This window comes from Nocardiopsis aegyptia, from assembly GCF_013410755.1.
Taxonomy (GTDB): domain Bacteria; phylum Actinomycetota; class Actinomycetes; order Streptosporangiales; family Streptosporangiaceae; genus Nocardiopsis; species Nocardiopsis aegyptia.
Map to the genome: position 1 here is coordinate 5,526,407 of NZ_JACCFS010000001.1, position 15,023 is coordinate 5,541,429.

Here is a 15,023-nt window from a genome sequence, read left to right on the forward strand (position 1 = left end):
GTGATTTAGTCACTATATGAATCGAACTGAGCCTTCGCTGTCGGAGCGGCTGGCAGACGACATCGTCGACATCATCGGTCGGCAGCGGCTGGAACCCGGGGACGTGCTGGCCTCGTCCCGTGAGCTCGCCCGGCGCTTCGAGGTCACCACGCCCACGGTCCGTGAGGCGCTGCGACGCCTGGAGGCCACCGGAATCGTGGAGTTCCGTCACGGTTCGGGGACCTACGTCGGTCCAGGTTTCGCCCGTACCCTTCTCGTGAACCCGCACCGGCCCCGGGGCGGCAGGGACTCCGTCCTCGAACTGGCCGAGGCCAGGCTGGTCATGGAACCCGCCATAGCCGCCGCCGCGGCGCGCACACGGGACGCCGAACAGGTGGCCCAGCTGGAGAGATCCGCGCACAACGCGCTCCAGCCGCCGAGATTCGACGCCCCGGACCGAATGCACTTCCACGTCGCACTGGCCGCCGCCAGCGGCAACGCACTGCTGCGCGAGGCCGTGGAGGCGCTCCTGCACGTGCGTGCCCGTGAGCAGGTCGAGATCCGCTACCGCTACGACGATCGCGAACGCGACCACGCCGAGCACATGGACATCTTCGCGGCGGTGCGGGACGGCGACGCCGAGGCCGCCGAGCGCCTCACCCGGGACCACCTGACATCGATTCGGGACGCGGTCGCGGCGGCGTCCCAAGCCGCCGCAGCAGCGGGGGAGGAGGAATGAGCGCGGCCCCGGGCGGCCACCGGCTCGCCGAGATGACCACGGTCGAGGCCGAGCACGCCGTGACCGCCAGTCCCCTCGTCCTCGTTCCCGCCGGGGCCTTCGAACAGCACGGCCCCGGCCTACCACTGGCCACAGACCTCGTCCGCGCCGAGAGCGTGGTCCAACGAGTGGCCGACCGCCTCCGGGGCCGCGCCGTGATCGGACCGTCCCTGCCGGTCGGCGTCTCCCCGCACCACCTCGCCTTCGCCGGCACCATCAGCCTGAGCACGACCGTCTTCCGGGCGCTCGTACGGGAGTACCTGGACGGGCTGTACCGGCACGGATGGCGCAAGGTCCTCGTCATCACCGGCCACGGCGGCAACAACGCGGCGCTGACGACCATCGCCCAGGACCTGCTGGCCGACCTGCCGGACCTGGAGTTCGCCTGGACACCGCTGACCCCGCTCGCCGGCGACATCGTCGCCGGCATGGCCACCAGCGAGGTCCACGGCCACAGCGGTGAGGCGGAGACCGCGCAGATGCTGCACCTGGCCCCCGAGCTGGTGCGTGACGACCGCCTGGCCCCCGGAACCACCGAACTCTCCGAACTCGACGGGCTCGCCCGTCTCGCCCGGCGTCCCGGCCACCCCGTGACCCAGGTGCGCTATGACCGCCTCAGCGCCGGCGGCGTCCTCGGTGACCCGTGTACGGCCCGACCCGAGGACGGGGCCGCCATCGTCGCCGCGATCGTCGACCGCGTCACCGACTACGCCGAGGAATGGCTGAAGGTCTGACCGGCCCGGCCCGACACGCCTGACAGAGGCGCCCCCTACCGGCACACCGCAACCGCGCCGGGCCCGCGTCCACGCGGGCCCGGCCTCGCCCGAACCCTGACGACCCGCACCCCTGGCGGCCCATGCGGCACGCGCCGAGGGTAGCCCCGCCGTGCCCGGCGCAGATCGGTCGGGCCCGGCCACCCCCAGAGAATCGCGTTGGAGGAGAACACCAGTGAGCATCCGTCACTCTCAGCCAGGAACCCGATGCGGGCCCCGGGGCGCAGGCCTCGCGGTCGCACTCGCCGCGGCCGCACTGCTGCCGGTGTCCGCCACGGCCGCGTCCGCGACCGCCGCGTCCGCCACGGCCGAACCGGCACCTCCCGCCATCGGCACCGCCGCCCCCGAGGCCGCGACGCGGGAGAGCGCCCGCGACTCCGCCGGCTGCGGTACGGCCCCACCCCAGGAACCGGGTGAGAGCCTCCAGCACTCCATCGCCAGCGGGGGACTGGACCGCTCCTATCGGCTCCACCTGCCCGACGACTACAGCGAGGACCACGCCTGGCCCGTCGTCATGGCCTTTCACGGCCGCGGCAACACCGGCGCGGGCACCGAGGAGTTCTCCGGCCTGTCCGAGCTTCCGGCCGTCGTCGTCTACCCCGAGGGCGTGGTCGGATCCGGTGACCGGGAGCGCCAGGCCTGGCAGGGCGCCCCCTACTCCGCGCCCGGCGTGGACGACGTCGCCTTCACCCGCGACCTCCTCGACACCCTCGAAGCCGACCTGTGCGTCGACCAGCGGCGCGTCTACGCCACCGGCAAGTCCAACGGCGGCGGGTTCACCGGCATCCTGGCCTGCGCCGCCTCGGACCGCATCACCGCGATCGCCCCCGTCGCGGGCGCGTTCTACCCCAACGACCTGGGCTGCGACCCCGAGCGCCCCGTCCCGGTCATCGAGTTCCACGGCACCGACGACGCCACCATCCCCTACGACGGCAACGTCGGCCGCGGCCTGCCCGCGATCCAGGACTGGAGCGCCGACTGGGCCCGGCGCAACGGCTGCCGCCCCGCTCCGCGCACCACCCGCACCGAACCCGACATCACCACCCACCACTGGCGTGGCTGCGACCGGGGCGCCCAGGTCCGGCACGTCGCGATCGACGGCGGCGGCCACACCTGGCCCGGGGCCGACTCCTACAGCGGCGGCGGCCACACCACGCAGACCATCGAGGCGCACGAGGAACTGTGGCGCTTCATCAGCCGCCACCGCCTGCCCCTGCGCTGACTCGCGCCCCACCCCCCCCGCACAAGGAGTTCCCGTGTCCCGACAGAAGCCCTCCGCCGCCGACGGCGGCACCACGACCGCGGGCGAGGTCCCCCTGCCCCGCATCATCCGCGCCATGGCGGTGATCGAACGCGTCGGCAACGCGCTGCCGCACCCGTTCTGGCTCTTCTGGCTCCTAGCCGCGATCCTCGCGGTCTCCAGCGCGATCATGGCCGCCCTCGGCGTCTCCGTCGTCTCACCGAGCGACGGCGAGACCGTGGTGGTGCGCAACCTGCTCAGCGGTGACGGCCTGGCCATGGCCGTGTCCACGATGATCGACAACTTCGCCTCGTTCCCGCCGATGGCGACCATCGTCGCGGTCATCATGGGCGTGGCGGTCGCCGAACGCAGCGGCTTCCTGGCGGCCCTCATGCGCGTCAGCGTCTCGCGGGTGCCGACCGGCTGGGTCGTGTTCGCCGTGGCCTTCGCCGGAACGATGTCGCACGTGGCCTCGGCCGCCGCCTACGTCATCCTGGTCCCTCTCGGTGGGCTGGCCTTCCGCGCGGTCGGCCGATCGCCGATCCTGGGCGTCGTCGTCGCCTACACCGCCATCGCCTCCGGCTACGACGCCAGCCCCATCCCCACGCCCAACGACGCGATCTTCGCGGGCATCACCACCGCCGCCGCGCAGATCATCGACGCCGAGGCGTACGTGTCGCCTCTGAGCAACTGGTTCTTCAACATCGCCTCGTCGCTGGTCCTGGCCACGGTCATCACGCTCATCACCAAGTTCGTCCTGGAGAAGCGGCCCGACCTGGACCCCGACCCCGACGCCGACCTGGAGGACCTGGGCGCCCTGCGCCTGAGCACCGAGGAGCGCTCCGGCCTGCGCCGCGCGCTGCTCGCCCTGGGCGTGGCGCTGGCCGTCCTGACCGCGATCACGGTCCCGGCCGGCTCGCCCCTGCGCGGTGCGGACGGCGGGCTCGCCGAGTCGCCGCTGTTGGCCGGCATCGGTGCGGTGGTGGCACTGCTGTTCGGCCTCGTCGGCATCGTCTACGGGCAGCGGGTGGGCACCATCAGGAGGCCGGCGGACGTGCCCGCGCTGATGGTGCAGGGGATCCGGCAGATGGCGCCGGTCCTGGTGCTGTTCTTCGCCATCGCCCAGTTCCTCGCCTACTTCGCCTGGACCCACATCGGCGACGTGATCGCCGTGCGGGCGGCGGAGGCCCTGGAGACCAGCGGTATCCCGATCGTGGTGCTGTTCCTGTTCATCCTGGTGCTGCTGACCCTGATCAACATCATCATCACGAGCGGTTCGGCGATGTGGTCGATCTGCGCCCCGGTGCTGGTGCCGATGCTGATGCTGGTCGACGTCCCTGCCGAGACGACCCAGGCGCTGTTCCGCATCGCCGACTCCGGATCCACGGCGATCACCCCGATGAGCCCGTACTTCGTGATGGCGCTGGGCTTCCTCCAGCGGTACCGCAAGAGCGCGGGGATCGGGACCCTGGCCTCCTACACCCTGCCGCTCGCGGTGGGCATGACCCTGGTCTGGACGCTCCTCTTCTTCGCCTGGTGGGCTCTCGGGATCCCGCTCGGCCCCGGCGCACCGGTGCGCTGAGCCCGTCGGCGGTCGCAACACCGAGGCGCTACGGCTGCTGCGACGGCGGTCGTCCGAAGCCAGGCCGGGCTCCGGAGCCGCCGTCGCAGAACCAAGGGCCATCGAGCTTCGACCGGCTGCCTGGCGGGGCCGGGCTTGACATAGGAGCATCGCGGAACTGGTCTCCCGGATGTCTCCCGTCCGGCGGGCACCGGACACGCGAAAGGCCAGAGCCGAAGCTCTGACCTGCGGTGATGCTGGCGGGCGATACAGGACTCGAACCTGTGACCTCTAGCGTGTCGAGGTAGTCACGGCTCCGGGACGACCTGCGCAAACTCGAATCCGTGCAGATCAGAGGGTTCCGTTGACGGACCTTCACGGCGGTTGGGAGCCGTTGGGAGACGTTCGCGTCTCCCAAGAATCTCCCAGTCCGGGGTGGGAGACGCTCGTCTCCCACCCCGCCCATCAGGGCGCTTCTTATCCCGAGAAGGTCCATCGGTCGCCAGGAAGGGGTGATCGGGATGGAGTCCTCCCGTTGGTCACGATGGGTCACTATCGCGGCCGTGCTGCTGCTCGCGGGCATCGCCGCGGTGGTGTCCTACTCCCACATGTACGAACTCGCACCACGCCACGGAGAACCCGAGTGGCGTGCTGCCCTGGACGCTACTGATCCTCGGGTCAACCGCCTCGCTCGCGGCCAACGTCGCGGTCGCCGACCCCACGATGTAGTCGCGGCAGCAGGGTGGCCAGCTCGGCATCCACCTGTGCAATTTCGACGCGAGAGGACCAGGCGTCATTCTCGGCCCGGTCACCTTCTACCAGACCAGAGGGGCTGACCACGGCGGCCCTCCGTTCTGGACGACCTCGGTGCTGGACATCGCCGATGCCTTCATCCGGGACAGTCTGCGAAGTTGAACTGTTCGACCACCTCGAACCCACCTGGAGCCGTGGCCGCCCGAACGATCTTCGCCCAGACCAACGACGAGGTGGTGCGAACCCGACTGGACCCGGCCGCCACCATGCTCGGTCGTCAGTCTCCGCAGGTGGAACAGATGCTGCCCGGGGCGGCTGTGGACATCATTCCTCGCGATATGAAGGGCAGCGCACCGCCATCTGACAATCAGGAAGACGGACACGATGATCAAGCACACGAAGGCATTCGATTCAATGAAGCCGTCACGAAGTTGGACGTAGACGGGATCGCCGCGCCTTGCCACGAGGATGCAGTCGTCTGGCGGTCAGTCTCGGCGAGGAGGATCCTCGGCGGCGTGTTCGGTGGTGTCCACGAGGTCCCCGCCCCAGCTCATGAGGATGCCCAGTTTCTCCTGCGACGGTGAGCCGACGTCGGCGGTGTAGGTGGACAGGAACCGGCCGCCGGAATCGGGGATGAGGAGTGTCTCGTAGTTGAGGGTCATCACTCCGACGGTGGGGTGGAAGATCCTCTTCTTCCCGTGACCGTGCTTGAACAGACGGTAGTCAGCCCAGTATCGGGCGAACTCCTCGGAGGCGACCGAGAGCTCTCCTACGAGGCGCTCCAGCGTCTCGTCCGGAACGCGCGGATCGTGGTAGGCGCGCAATGCGGCGACGGTCGGAGCGGCGATCTCCTCCCAATCCGGGTACCGGGTCCGGGTGGTGGGGTCGAGAAAGAGCCAGCGGGCGATATTGCGGTCCGAGGGCGCCATGGCGCCGAAATCGGTGAGCAGGATCGTGGCGGCACGGTTCCAGGCCAAAACCTCCATCCGCGGACCCTGCAACATCGCGGGCACGGGATCGATGGCATCGATGAAGGCCCGCAGACTCGGCCGGACGCTGGCTCTGGCGGGCCTTGCCGGGGTGCGCTGCGGCTTCTCCGCGGGTACCGCGCTCACGAGGCCGCGCAGGTACTCCTTCTCCAGGTTGTCCAGGCGCAGGGCCTCCTCGACAGCGGTCAGGACCTGATCGGAGACGTTACCGATCCGTCCCTGCTCCAACCGGGCGTAGTAGTCCACACTCACGCCCGCCAGCGCGGCCACTTCCTCCCGGCGCAGTCCGTGACCGCGTCGCGGTACCGGTGAGGGCGGGAGCCCCACAGTGTGCGGGTCCAGCCGGGCGCGGCGCGAGCGCAGAAACTCTCCGAGCGGGTTCGAGGAGGCCATGGCTCCATTGTCCCCCACCACCCAGCTCGGGGGCAGCTTCCAGCAGGTACTGCGAGTACCAGGTACAAGGGTGCGAGCTAACCCGTTCCGCAGATTCGGCTGCGCTGTTGACATGGGTGGGACACAGATAGTTTCGAGAGGAAGACTTCCCATGGCAGAGAAGCTGAACGGAACAGTCGCGCTCGTCACCGGGGCTTCCAGCGGTATCGGAAGGGCCACCGCGCGGCGCCTGGCGGCCGAGGGGGCCGCGGTCGCCTTGGTGGCGCGCCGCGGGGAGAGGCTCGAAGAGCTCGCTTCCGAGATCTACGCCGACGGTGGCACCGCCGAGACGATCGTTGCCGACCTGACCGACGCGGCCGCTGCTGCGGCGGCTGTTGAGCGCACGGTCATCGGGCTCGGGGGGCTGGACACCCTGGTGAACGCCGCAGGGGTGATGCTCAACGGTCCCTCGGAAGAGTCCCCGTTGGAGGAATGGGACCGCATGGTCGACATCAACCTGCGCGGTCTGCTCTACGTGACCAAGGCGGCGATCCCGCACCTGCTGGACACCGCCGGGGAGGGGCCTCGATCGGTGGCCGACGTTGTCAACGTCTCCTCGGTCGCAGGCAGGTTCGCCGCCCCGACCGTGGCCGTGTACAGCGCAACCAAGTTCGCTGTCACCGCGGCGACCGAAGCTTGGCGGCAGGAGTACACCGGGCGCGGTCTGCGCTTCTCGGTGGTCGAACCGGGCCGGACCGAGAGCGAGCTGTTCGACCACAAGGAGAACTCCGTGCGCGACTTCAACGCCGCGTTCGGTGAGATCGAGGCCCTGCACGCTCAGGACATCGCCGACGCCGTCGGCTACATCGTCACCAACCCGCGTCGGGTCGCGGTGAACGAGATCGTCATCCGCCCCACCGAACAGGCATGACCGGTGCGGTCGCCCCGGCGGCACCCGCGCCGTGCCGAGGATTCCACTGAGCATGGCTTGAGTACCGCCCCGGGGCTCACACGTGCACCGAAGGCACCACGCGGACGCGGACGGATTTTCGCGGGCCGGGGCGCCCTCGAGGGTGGCCCGGCCCGCCGCGGTCGTCCGAGGCGAGCCGTGGGGCGTCCTCGGTGAGCTGGCCGTCTCCCCGCCGGTCGCGGCCACAGCACTCACCCGCTTTGGGGTGGTTCGGCACGCCTCTGCGCGTCCCTCGACAGCGTACGGGCGATGACGGCCGCGTGGTCCGCCACGTCCTCCGGAGTGGCGTGCCGCCGGGTGAGGAAGCCGCCTCGCAGGAGTGAGGCGTAGCCGTGGGCCGCGGCGACCTGGCGCTCCAGGAGTTCCAGCGCCCTCTTGGCGTCGCCGTCCGTGACTGTCAGAACGGCCGGAAGCATGGCGTCCATGACGCTTCGCCCCGCCTCGAGCAGTTCCTCGCTGCCGGCGTCCTGCAGCTCTCCGGCGAAGATCAGGTCGAACCCCGATCCGTGCTCCGCGGCGAAGCGCGTATAGGCCGCCGCGGCCACGGCCGTGGCCTCAACCGGGTCGGGGTCTCCACCGGCGGCTTGTTCGAAAAGCACGCGGGCCCGCCGCAACTCGCCGGTCAGCTGTCGCGCCGCGCTGACGGCACACGCGACCAGGAGGTCCTTGCGGCCCGCAAAGTGCCGGTAGGGAGCCCCGCTGCTGACACCCGCGCGACGTGCCACCTCGGCGACGGAGAGCGCGCTGACGCCTCGCTCCGCAATGATCCCCAGCCCGGTCCTGACCAGTGTGGCCTTGAGATCACCGTGGTGATACGTGTTGCGCTTGGGCATCGGCACTCCTCTCCACTCAATGTAAGAGATATCTTACATTGGGCTGCCCGAAAGAGCCAGAAGCCAGCCTGAAACGCCTTCAGTCCGCGCACCGCACTCTACGAGCGGACACCACACCCAACGCAGTCGCACAGCACCACGCGACCACTCGGCCCCAGTAGCCACTTGACCTCATGTATGTGACCTCTTACATTGAAGTAAGAGACCTCATACATGACGACCGTCCCGACCGGTGGGCACGGTCGCCGAAGGAGTTCACGTCCGTGGAGAACTTGCCAACGACCAGGTCAGACCCTGGAAATTCCGGTGTCAGCTCGGTGACCCTACGGGTCAACGGCGTCGACCACCGGATCAGAATCGACAACCGTACGTCCCTGTTGGACGCCCTGCGGGAGCGGCTCGGACTGACCGGCAGCAAGAAGGGCTGCGACCACGGTCAGTGCGGCGCCTGCACCGTGCTTCTCGACGGCCGGCGCGTCAATTCCTGTCTGATTTTCGCGGTCACCCTCGACGAACGTGAGATCCGGACCATTGAGGGAATCGCCGACGACGATTCCCTCCATCCACTGCAGCAGGCCTTCCTCGACAACGACGGTCTGCAGTGCGGCTACTGCACATCCGGTCAGATCTGCTCAGCCGTGGGCGCCCTGGCGGAGGCGGACCGCGGCTGGCCGAGCTACGTCACTGAAGACGTCACCGAGGGAATCGCCTCCTCGGCGGCCTTGAGCCGTGCGGAGGTGTCGGAACGCATGAGCGGCAACCTGTGCCGATGCGGCGCGTACGTCGGCATCGTCGACGCCGTCCTGCAGGCCGCCGACACACACTCAGACCAGGGGAGGCAGAAGTGAGGTCCTTCGCCTACGAGCGCACAGAGGATCCAGCGGCGGCCCAGCGCCTGGCACACGACCATCCCGAAGCCGAGTTCCTGGCGGGCGGGACCAACATGACCGACCTGATGCGTCTCGGAGTCCTGCGGCCCGATCTGCTGATCGACGTGTCCCGACTGCCCTACGACACCGTGGAGCACCGTCCGGACGGATCGGTCCTGATCGGCGCACTCGTTCGGAACAGTGAGCTGGCCGGTGACACAGGCGTTCGCGACCGGTTCCCGATGGTCAGCAAGGCGGTACTGTCCGGGGCGTCCGGGCAGGTGCGGTCCATGGCCACGACCGCCGGGAACCTGATGCAGCGCACTCGGTGTGTGTACTACCAGGACGTCTCGAAACCCTGCAACAAACGGGTACCCGGCAGCGGTTGCTCCGCGGTACACGGTGCCAACAGGGATCTCGGGATCCTGGGGGTGTCAGACGACTGCATCGCCACACACCCCTCGGACCTGGCCGTGCCGCTGGTGGCCCTCGACGCCGTCGTGCACATCCGCACGGTCGACGGGGGAACCCGCTCGACGTCCCTCGACGACTTCTTCGTCCTCCCCGGCAGTTCTCCGGAGACCGAGACGACCCTCGCCGCCGGCGAGCTCATCACCGGTGTCGAACTGCCCCCGCCGCCCCCGGGCCCGTCCACGTACCGGAAGGTGCGCGACCGCTGGTCGTACGCCTTCGCGCTCGTCTCCGTAGCCGCCGCCCTCAGCCTCGACGACAGCGGATCCGTGACGGCGATCCGGTTGGCCCTGGGCGGGGTCGCACCCAAACCCTGGCGCGCCCGAGAGGCTGAGCGGCTCCTGCTCGGAAGGCCGTTCGACGAGGACACCGTCCGCGCCGCGGCCCGAGCCGAACTGCGGGCGGCCCGTCCCGCTTCGGACAACGCCTTCAAGATCGATCTGGCGGTGGACGTGATCACGTCCGAGGTGCTCACACTGGCAGGGGAGGGGTCACGATGACCACGACCGGACAGCAGCCGACCGCGCGGTCCACCGTCGGCCGGTCCGTGGAACGTATCGAAGGAACCGCCAAGGTCACCGGGGCCGCCCGGTACGCGTTCGAAGTCCCCGCCGAAGGCGCTCTCTACGGCTGGCTGGTGACCTCGACCGTGGCGTCAGGGCGCATCACGGCGATCAACCACACCCGCGCGCTCGCCGACCCCGAAGTCGTGGCCGTACTCGACCACACCACCGCACCCCGCCTCGCCGAGGTCGGCGACACGGAGCTACAGATCATGCAGTCCGACCAGGTCCGGTTCCACGGCCAGGTCATCGCCGTCGTCGTGGCCGGCTCGCCCGAGGCGGCCCGGGAGGCCGCAGGCCGGATCGACGTGACCTATGAGCAGCGAACCCACACCGTGGTGCTCGACGGCCAGAGCCCGGACGTGTACGTCCCCGAACTGGTCAACGGCCTCAACGAGCCCGCCGTGACAGAGGACGGCGACGTGGACCGGGAGTTCGGAAACTCCGCCGTGGTGGTCGACGGCGAGTACACCACCCCGCCGGAGCACACGGCCCCGTTGGAGCCGCACGCGGCGCTCGCCCGCTGGGACGGCGGCGACCTGCTGCTGTACTACTCCGACCAAGGGCCCTACACGACCGCCGAGATGCTGGCCCCGCTGCTGGGCATCCCCCGGGAGCGCGTGCGCGTCGTCGCCGAGCACATCGGCGGCGGTTTCGGATCCAAGTTCGTGCCCCGAGCCCTGCCCGTCGCGGCCGCACTTGCCGCGAGGATCGTGGGCAGGCCGGTGAAGGCAGCACTGACCCGACAGCAGATGTTCGCGCTGAACGGGCACCGCAGCGAAACCCGGCAACGTGTCCGACTGGGCGCGGACCGCGACGGCCGGCTCCGCGCACTCGAGCACACGGCGCTGATGCACACCTCGCGATCGATGGAATTCGTGGAGAACACCGCGACCAGCAGTCGGATGATGTACAGCAGCGCGGCCCAACGGACCCTCCACCGCGTCGGACGGCTGGACATCCCCACCCCCAGTTTCATGCGCACACCGGGACACGCGCCGGGGATGTTCGGGCTGGAGACCGCGATGGACGAGCTCGCGGTCCGACTGGGGATCGACCCGATCGAACTACGCCGACGCAACCAGCCCGACGTCGACGCCACCAACGGCCTGCCGTTCAGCAGCCACGGGTTGCTGGAGTGCCTCCGGGTGGGAGCCCAGCGTTTCGGCTGGACAGACCGCGCCCCGTACCGCCGCGGGCGCTGGCTGATCGGGAGCGGCGTCGCCGCCTCGACCCACCCTGACTACACGTTCCCCGCCAAGGCCACAGTACGAATCGACGATGACGGGCGCATCAGCGCCCGCGTCGCCGGGTCCGACATCGGCACCGGCGCCAGGACCGCGCTGACCCAGCTCGTCGCCGAGGAGTTCGGCCTACCCGTGTCCCAGGTCGATGTGCGTATCGGCGACAGCGCCTTCGGTGTGGCTCCACCCGCGGGAGGCTCCGCGGGCACCTCCTCGTGGAGCTGGCCGCTGCTCACCGCCGCACGCCAGATCCGAGAGCGGATCGAGGCGGCGGGCGGTGCCATTCCCGTGGGCGGGCTGGAGGTCGCCGCTGACTCCACCGACGACCTCGCGAAGCGGCCTTCGCTCGCCCGGCACACCTTCGGAGCCCAGTTCGCCGAGGTCTGGGTGCACGCCGACACCGGAGAGGTGCGGGTCGAGCGGCTCTACGGCACGTTCGCCGCGGGTCGGATCATCAACGCCCGGACCGCTCGCTCACAGCTGCTCGGGGGGATGGTCATGGGTGTCGGGATGGCCCTGACGGAGATCGGTGAGCTGGACCGGGAGTTCGGTGACTTCGCCAACCACGACTTGGCCAGCTACCACATACCGAGCAACGCCGATGTGCGGGACCTGCGAGCGGACTGGATCGACGAGGTTGACGATCAGCTCAACCCGGCCGGGGTGAAGGGCATCGGCGAGGTCGGGATCGTGGGCACCGCGGCGGCCATCGGTAACGCCATCCACCACGCGACCGGGGTGCGCCTGCGCCGTCTGCCGTTCCGCATCGAGGACGTTCGCTCCGGGATGAGGCCGACACCGGCCTGAGTCGAACAGGGGCTGGCAGGCCAGGTCGATCAGCCCCAGCTCGGGGTGGTCACCCCTTTTTCGGTAGCTTCCCCGGTGTGGGGGACGACCTGCGCGGGGCTGTCCCGGAGCAGATCCCAAAAGGCGCAGCAGACCGGTGGAGGGCCGCTCCTCGGGCGGCTCGGAGGTGGGCAACTGCCGACCCGCCAGTCGGAAGAGGTAGTCGCGTTCGTGCGGGGAGAGCCGCAGACCTCGGGCGATGGCGGTGAGCACGGATTCGGACGGCGCCGGTCCACGCCTCTGCTCTCACCGAGCCGGCCGCATCCGTGGAAACAGCGAAAGCGGGCTCCAGGAGGAACCCGCTTCGAAGGTGGTCTCCCGGATGTCTCCCGTCCGGCGGGCCCCGGACACGCGAAAGGCCAGAGCCGAAGCTCTGGCCTGCGGTGATGCTGGTGGGCGATACAGGACTCGAACCTGTGACCTCTACCGTGTCGAGGTAGCGCTCTAACCAACTGAGCTAATCGCCCTCGGCCTCGTCGTGAGACGAGGTCATGCGAGGCGGAGACGGGAATCGAACCCGTGTGCAGGGATTTGCAGTCCCTTACCTAAGCCACTCGGACACTCCGCCAGAAAGCACCGGGGAGCCGTGAGTGACACCCGCATGGGCCTCTCCGAGCGGACGACGGGATTCGAACCCGCGACCCTCACCTTGGCAAGGTGATGCTCTACCAGCTGAGCCACGTCCGCGTGCGGCCGGAGCGGACTCCGGCCCGATGGCTCCGCCACCCTGGGATGGCGGAACGCACCGTTTCCGAGCGGACGACGGGATTCGAACCCGCGACCCTCACCTTGGCAAGGTGATGCTCTACCAGCTGAGCCACGTCCGCGCGGCGAGTTCCCGGGGCGTTCACCGGTTCGACCGGCCGTCCCCCTCGCTGCGTTAAGAACTCTAGCGGATACCCGGCGAAGCGCGAAATCGGATTCCTGAGGGCGTGCTCACACCCCCCTGGGCGGGCGCGAGCCGCCCGCCTACTGCTCCAGGTGCGCGGGCGTCGAGGGCATGTCCGGGCGCGGTGGCGCGGACAGGTACTGCCCGACCCGTTCGATCACCTTGTTCATCTCGTAGGCGATCAGGCCCACGTCGCTGTCGGCGTCCGACATCAGGGCCATGCACGCCCCTTCGCCGGCGGCGGCCACGAACAGGAACGCGCGGTCCATCTCGATGATGCTCTGCCGGATGCCTCCCGCGGAGAACTGCTTGCTCGCGCCGCCGGCGAGGCTGTGCAGGCCCGAGGCGATCGCCGACAGGTGTTCTGCGGCGGGCCGGTCCAGTCCGCTGGAGGTGGCCATGAGAAGCCCGTCGGTGGACAGAACGATGGCGTGCTGTGTACCGGAGGCCCGGGTGAGGAGATCGTCCAGCAGCCAGCTGAGTTCTCCGCGGGCGGTGCTCGGTGGGGTCATGTCTCTCTTTGCTCTGTCTGGTGGTCGGGCGTGAGGGGGACACGCGCACTCTGGACCGTTGGCCGGACCTCTGTGGGGGAAAGGCACGGGCCAGCCGTCACTGGTCCCGCATAAGCGTTGCCCAGATGATAGTCATTCGTAACTTATCTGTCTGGGCGCGATGGCGTCGCCAGGGTCCGCCTCAGTGGTTCCACACCGTTCTGACCTGCGTTGACGCCCTCGCCATAGTCTGTCGGATTCCGTCACCGCGGCCGGTGCCGGACAGGGGCCTTGCCAACACCGTGTTGTCCCGGGTAGACCTCCCTTCCCCGTCGGGTGCCCCCGGACACTCCCGAGTGGGAGGATCGTGGTGTCGCCGCGCGCACGCGGACCGCTGAGAACTGGGGGGTTTGCCATGAGGGTGTGGATCGCTGGGGCCGGCTACGGCTGCGGAACGGTCGTCGAGGGGTCCGAGGCCCGCATTCCCGTGTCCGACCACGGCATCACCGTCGGTGACGGCGTCTTCGAGACCGTGCGCGCCCAGCAGGGGCGGCCGTTCGCGCTCACCCGCCACCTGCGCCGCCTGGCGCGGTCGGCGCAGGGGCTCGGCATGGCCGAACCCGACCTGGACCTGATCGCCGACGGGGTCGCGCAGGCGCTCGCGGCCAACCCCGAGCTCACCGACGCGCGCGTGCGCATCACCGTCACGGACGGGGCCGGCCCGCTGGGCTCGGACCGCGCGTCGGGCGAGCAGACGGCCATCGTCGCTCTGGGCCCCTTCCCGGACATCCCGCCGCACACCGACGTCGTGGTGGCCCCCTGGCCGCGCAACGAGTTCGGTGCGCTGGCCGGGCTCAAGACCACCTCCTACGCCGACAACGTGCGCGCGCTGGCCTACGCCAAGGAGCGCGGCGGCAGCGAGGCGGTCTTCCGCAACATCGCCGGGAACCTGTGCGAGGGCACCGGCAGCAACGTCTTCGTCGTCCTCGACGGGCGGCTCGTGACGCCGCCCCTGTCGGCCGGGCCGCTGGCGGGCATCACCCGCGAGCTGGTCCTGGAGTGGTTCGGCGGCGAGGAGGAGGACGTCCCCATGGAGCGCCTCCCCGAGATCTCCGAGGCGTTCCTGACCTCCACCGGGCGCGACGTCCAGCCGATCCTGCACATCGACGGCCGACAGGTCTCCGCGGGCGTGGGGCCGGTTTCGGCCAAGGCGGCCGCGGTGTTCGCCGAGCACGCCGCCGAGCGCCTGGACCCCTGACCGCCGGGGACCCGACGGGGCCGGACACGACCGAGGGGCGGCGCTGGTGGGCGCCGCCCCTCGGTCGTCGTCGCTGCGTACCGTCGTCCTGTGCCGTCGCTCGGTCCCGCGCGGGCGCCGGGTGGGCGCGGCGGGAACGGGGCG

General features: G+C 69.9%; 13 protein-coding genes and 4 tRNA genes. 10 read left to right on the forward strand and 7 right to left on the reverse strand.

Features of this window, described 5'->3' with window-relative positions:
- Positions 1–16: 16 nt before the first annotated feature.
- The 5 genes from HNR10_RS24710 (at position 17) to HNR10_RS32200 (ending at position 5,167) form a co-directional block, all read left to right on the forward strand.
- Positions 17–718, forward strand: coding sequence for a FadR/GntR family transcriptional regulator (locus HNR10_RS24710; RefSeq protein ID WP_179827467.1), 702 nt, complete (start codon positions 17–19; stop codon positions 716–718).
- Positions 715–1,491: a creatininase family protein gene (locus HNR10_RS24715; RefSeq protein ID WP_179827469.1), complete on the forward strand. Its 777-nt coding sequence runs from the start codon at positions 715–717 to the stop codon at positions 1,489–1,491. The genes HNR10_RS24710 and HNR10_RS24715 overlap by 4 nt, the downstream gene beginning before the upstream one ends.
- A gap of 304 nt (positions 1,492–1,795) precedes the next feature.
- Positions 1,796–2,752 (forward strand): alpha/beta hydrolase family esterase, encoded by a 957-nt coding sequence (locus tag HNR10_RS24720; RefSeq protein WP_312889408.1) that lies wholly within the window; start codon positions 1,796–1,798, stop codon positions 2,750–2,752.
- A 115-nt stretch (positions 2,753–2,867) separates the two neighbouring features.
- On the forward strand, positions 2,868–4,352 hold the full coding sequence (locus HNR10_RS24725) for an AbgT family transporter (RefSeq protein WP_246407637.1): 1,485 nt from the start codon (positions 2,868–2,870) through the stop codon (positions 4,350–4,352).
- A 500-nt stretch (positions 4,353–4,852) separates the two neighbouring features.
- Positions 4,853–5,167, forward strand: coding sequence for a DUF2637 domain-containing protein (locus HNR10_RS32200; protein ID WP_376769770.1), 315 nt, complete (start codon positions 4,853–4,855; stop codon positions 5,165–5,167).
- A gap of 402 nt (positions 5,168–5,569) precedes the next feature.
- Here HNR10_RS32200 and HNR10_RS24735 read toward each other — a convergent pair whose 3' ends face one another.
- Positions 5,570–6,466: a helix-turn-helix transcriptional regulator gene (locus tag HNR10_RS24735; RefSeq protein ID WP_179827473.1), complete on the reverse strand. Its 897-nt coding sequence runs from the start codon at positions 6,464–6,466 to the stop codon at positions 5,570–5,572.
- 151 nt (positions 6,467–6,617) lie between these two features.
- Between HNR10_RS24735 and HNR10_RS24740 the strand changes: the two genes are divergently transcribed.
- Positions 6,618–7,376: an SDR family NAD(P)-dependent oxidoreductase gene (locus tag HNR10_RS24740; RefSeq protein WP_179827475.1), complete on the forward strand. Its 759-nt coding sequence runs from the start codon at positions 6,618–6,620 to the stop codon at positions 7,374–7,376.
- Positions 7,377–7,606: 230 nt separating this feature from the next.
- Here the strand turns inward: HNR10_RS24740 and HNR10_RS24745 are convergent, their stop codons facing one another.
- Positions 7,607–8,248, reverse strand: a complete 642-nt coding sequence (locus HNR10_RS24745; RefSeq protein ID WP_179827477.1) for a TetR/AcrR family transcriptional regulator — start codon at positions 8,246–8,248, stop codon at positions 7,607–7,609.
- A 272-nt stretch (positions 8,249–8,520) separates the two neighbouring features.
- Between HNR10_RS24745 and HNR10_RS24750 the strand changes: the two genes are divergently transcribed.
- Genes HNR10_RS24750 through HNR10_RS24760 form a run of 3 tightly spaced genes read left to right on the forward strand, consistent with a single transcriptional unit; the run spans position 8,521 to position 12,202 of the window.
- Positions 8,521–9,096 (forward strand): (2Fe-2S)-binding protein, encoded by a 576-nt coding sequence (locus HNR10_RS24750; protein WP_246407638.1) that lies wholly within the window; start codon positions 8,521–8,523, stop codon positions 9,094–9,096.
- The gene (locus tag HNR10_RS24755) at positions 9,093–10,088 is read left to right on the forward strand and encodes an FAD binding domain-containing protein (RefSeq protein ID WP_179827480.1); all 996 of its coding nucleotides are present in this window, start codon (positions 9,093–9,095) and stop codon (positions 10,086–10,088) included. Before HNR10_RS24750 ends, HNR10_RS24755 begins: the two co-directional genes overlap by 4 nt.
- On the forward strand, positions 10,085–12,202 hold the full coding sequence (locus HNR10_RS24760; protein WP_179827481.1) for a xanthine dehydrogenase family protein molybdopterin-binding subunit: 2,118 nt from the start codon (positions 10,085–10,087) through the stop codon (positions 12,200–12,202). Before HNR10_RS24755 ends, HNR10_RS24760 begins: the two co-directional genes overlap by 4 nt.
- 429 nt (positions 12,203–12,631) lie before the next feature.
- On the opposite strand, the gene HNR10_RS24765 is transcribed toward HNR10_RS24760, so the two are convergent.
- The 5 genes from HNR10_RS24765 to HNR10_RS24785 all read right to left on the reverse strand — a co-directional run bounded on the left by HNR10_RS24765 (position 12,632) and on the right by HNR10_RS24785 (position 13,642).
- Positions 12,632–12,708 (reverse strand) — tRNA-Val (locus HNR10_RS24765).
- Between the two features lie 29 nt (positions 12,709–12,737).
- A tRNA-Cys gene (locus tag HNR10_RS24770) sits at positions 12,738–12,809 on the reverse strand.
- Positions 12,810–12,855: 46 nt separating this feature from the next.
- A tRNA-Gly gene (locus HNR10_RS24775) sits at positions 12,856–12,928 on the reverse strand.
- Between the two features lie 67 nt (positions 12,929–12,995).
- Positions 12,996–13,068: transfer RNA gene (locus HNR10_RS24780), tRNA-Gly, on the reverse strand.
- 142 nt (positions 13,069–13,210) lie between these two features.
- A complete protein-coding gene (locus tag HNR10_RS24785; protein WP_053615136.1) occupies positions 13,211–13,642 on the reverse strand; it encodes a roadblock/LC7 domain-containing protein in 432 nt (143 codons plus the stop codon).
- 394 nt (positions 13,643–14,036) lie between these two features.
- Here HNR10_RS24785 and HNR10_RS24790 point away from each other — a divergent pair, with 394 nt between their 5' ends.
- A complete protein-coding gene (locus HNR10_RS24790) occupies positions 14,037–14,879 on the forward strand; it encodes an aminotransferase class IV (RefSeq protein WP_179827482.1) in 843 nt (280 codons plus the stop codon).
- Positions 14,880–15,023: the final 144 nt, after the last annotated feature.

Excerpts from the sequence above, each read along its gene's own strand:
- HNR10_RS24760 (WP_179827481.1), top strand. The coding sequence starts at position 10,085 with ATGACCACGACCGGACAGCAGCCGACCGCGCGGTCCACCGTCGGCCGG.
- HNR10_RS24735 (WP_179827473.1), bottom strand. The coding sequence starts at position 6,466 with ATGGCCTCCTCGAACCCGCTCGGAGAGTTTCTGCGCTCGCGCCGCGCC.
- HNR10_RS24725 (WP_246407637.1), top strand. The coding sequence starts at position 2,868 with ATGGCGGTGATCGAACGCGTCGGCAACGCGCTGCCGCACCCGTTCTGG.
- HNR10_RS32200 (WP_376769770.1), top strand. The coding sequence starts at position 4,853 with ATGGAGTCCTCCCGTTGGTCACGATGGGTCACTATCGCGGCCGTGCTG.
- HNR10_RS24790 (WP_179827482.1), top strand. The coding sequence starts at position 14,037 with ATGAGGGTGTGGATCGCTGGGGCCGGCTACGGCTGCGGAACGGTCGTC.
- HNR10_RS24710 (WP_179827467.1), top strand. The coding sequence starts at position 17 with ATGAATCGAACTGAGCCTTCGCTGTCGGAGCGGCTGGCAGACGACATC.
- HNR10_RS24715 (WP_179827469.1), top strand. The coding sequence starts at position 715 with ATGAGCGCGGCCCCGGGCGGCCACCGGCTCGCCGAGATGACCACGGTC.
- HNR10_RS24740 (WP_179827475.1), top strand. The coding sequence starts at position 6,618 with ATGGCAGAGAAGCTGAACGGAACAGTCGCGCTCGTCACCGGGGCTTCC.
- HNR10_RS24745 (WP_179827477.1), bottom strand. The coding sequence starts at position 8,248 with ATGCCCAAGCGCAACACGTATCACCACGGTGATCTCAAGGCCACACTG.
- HNR10_RS24785 (WP_053615136.1), bottom strand. The coding sequence starts at position 13,642 with ATGACCCCACCGAGCACCGCCCGCGGAGAACTCAGCTGGCTGCTGGAC.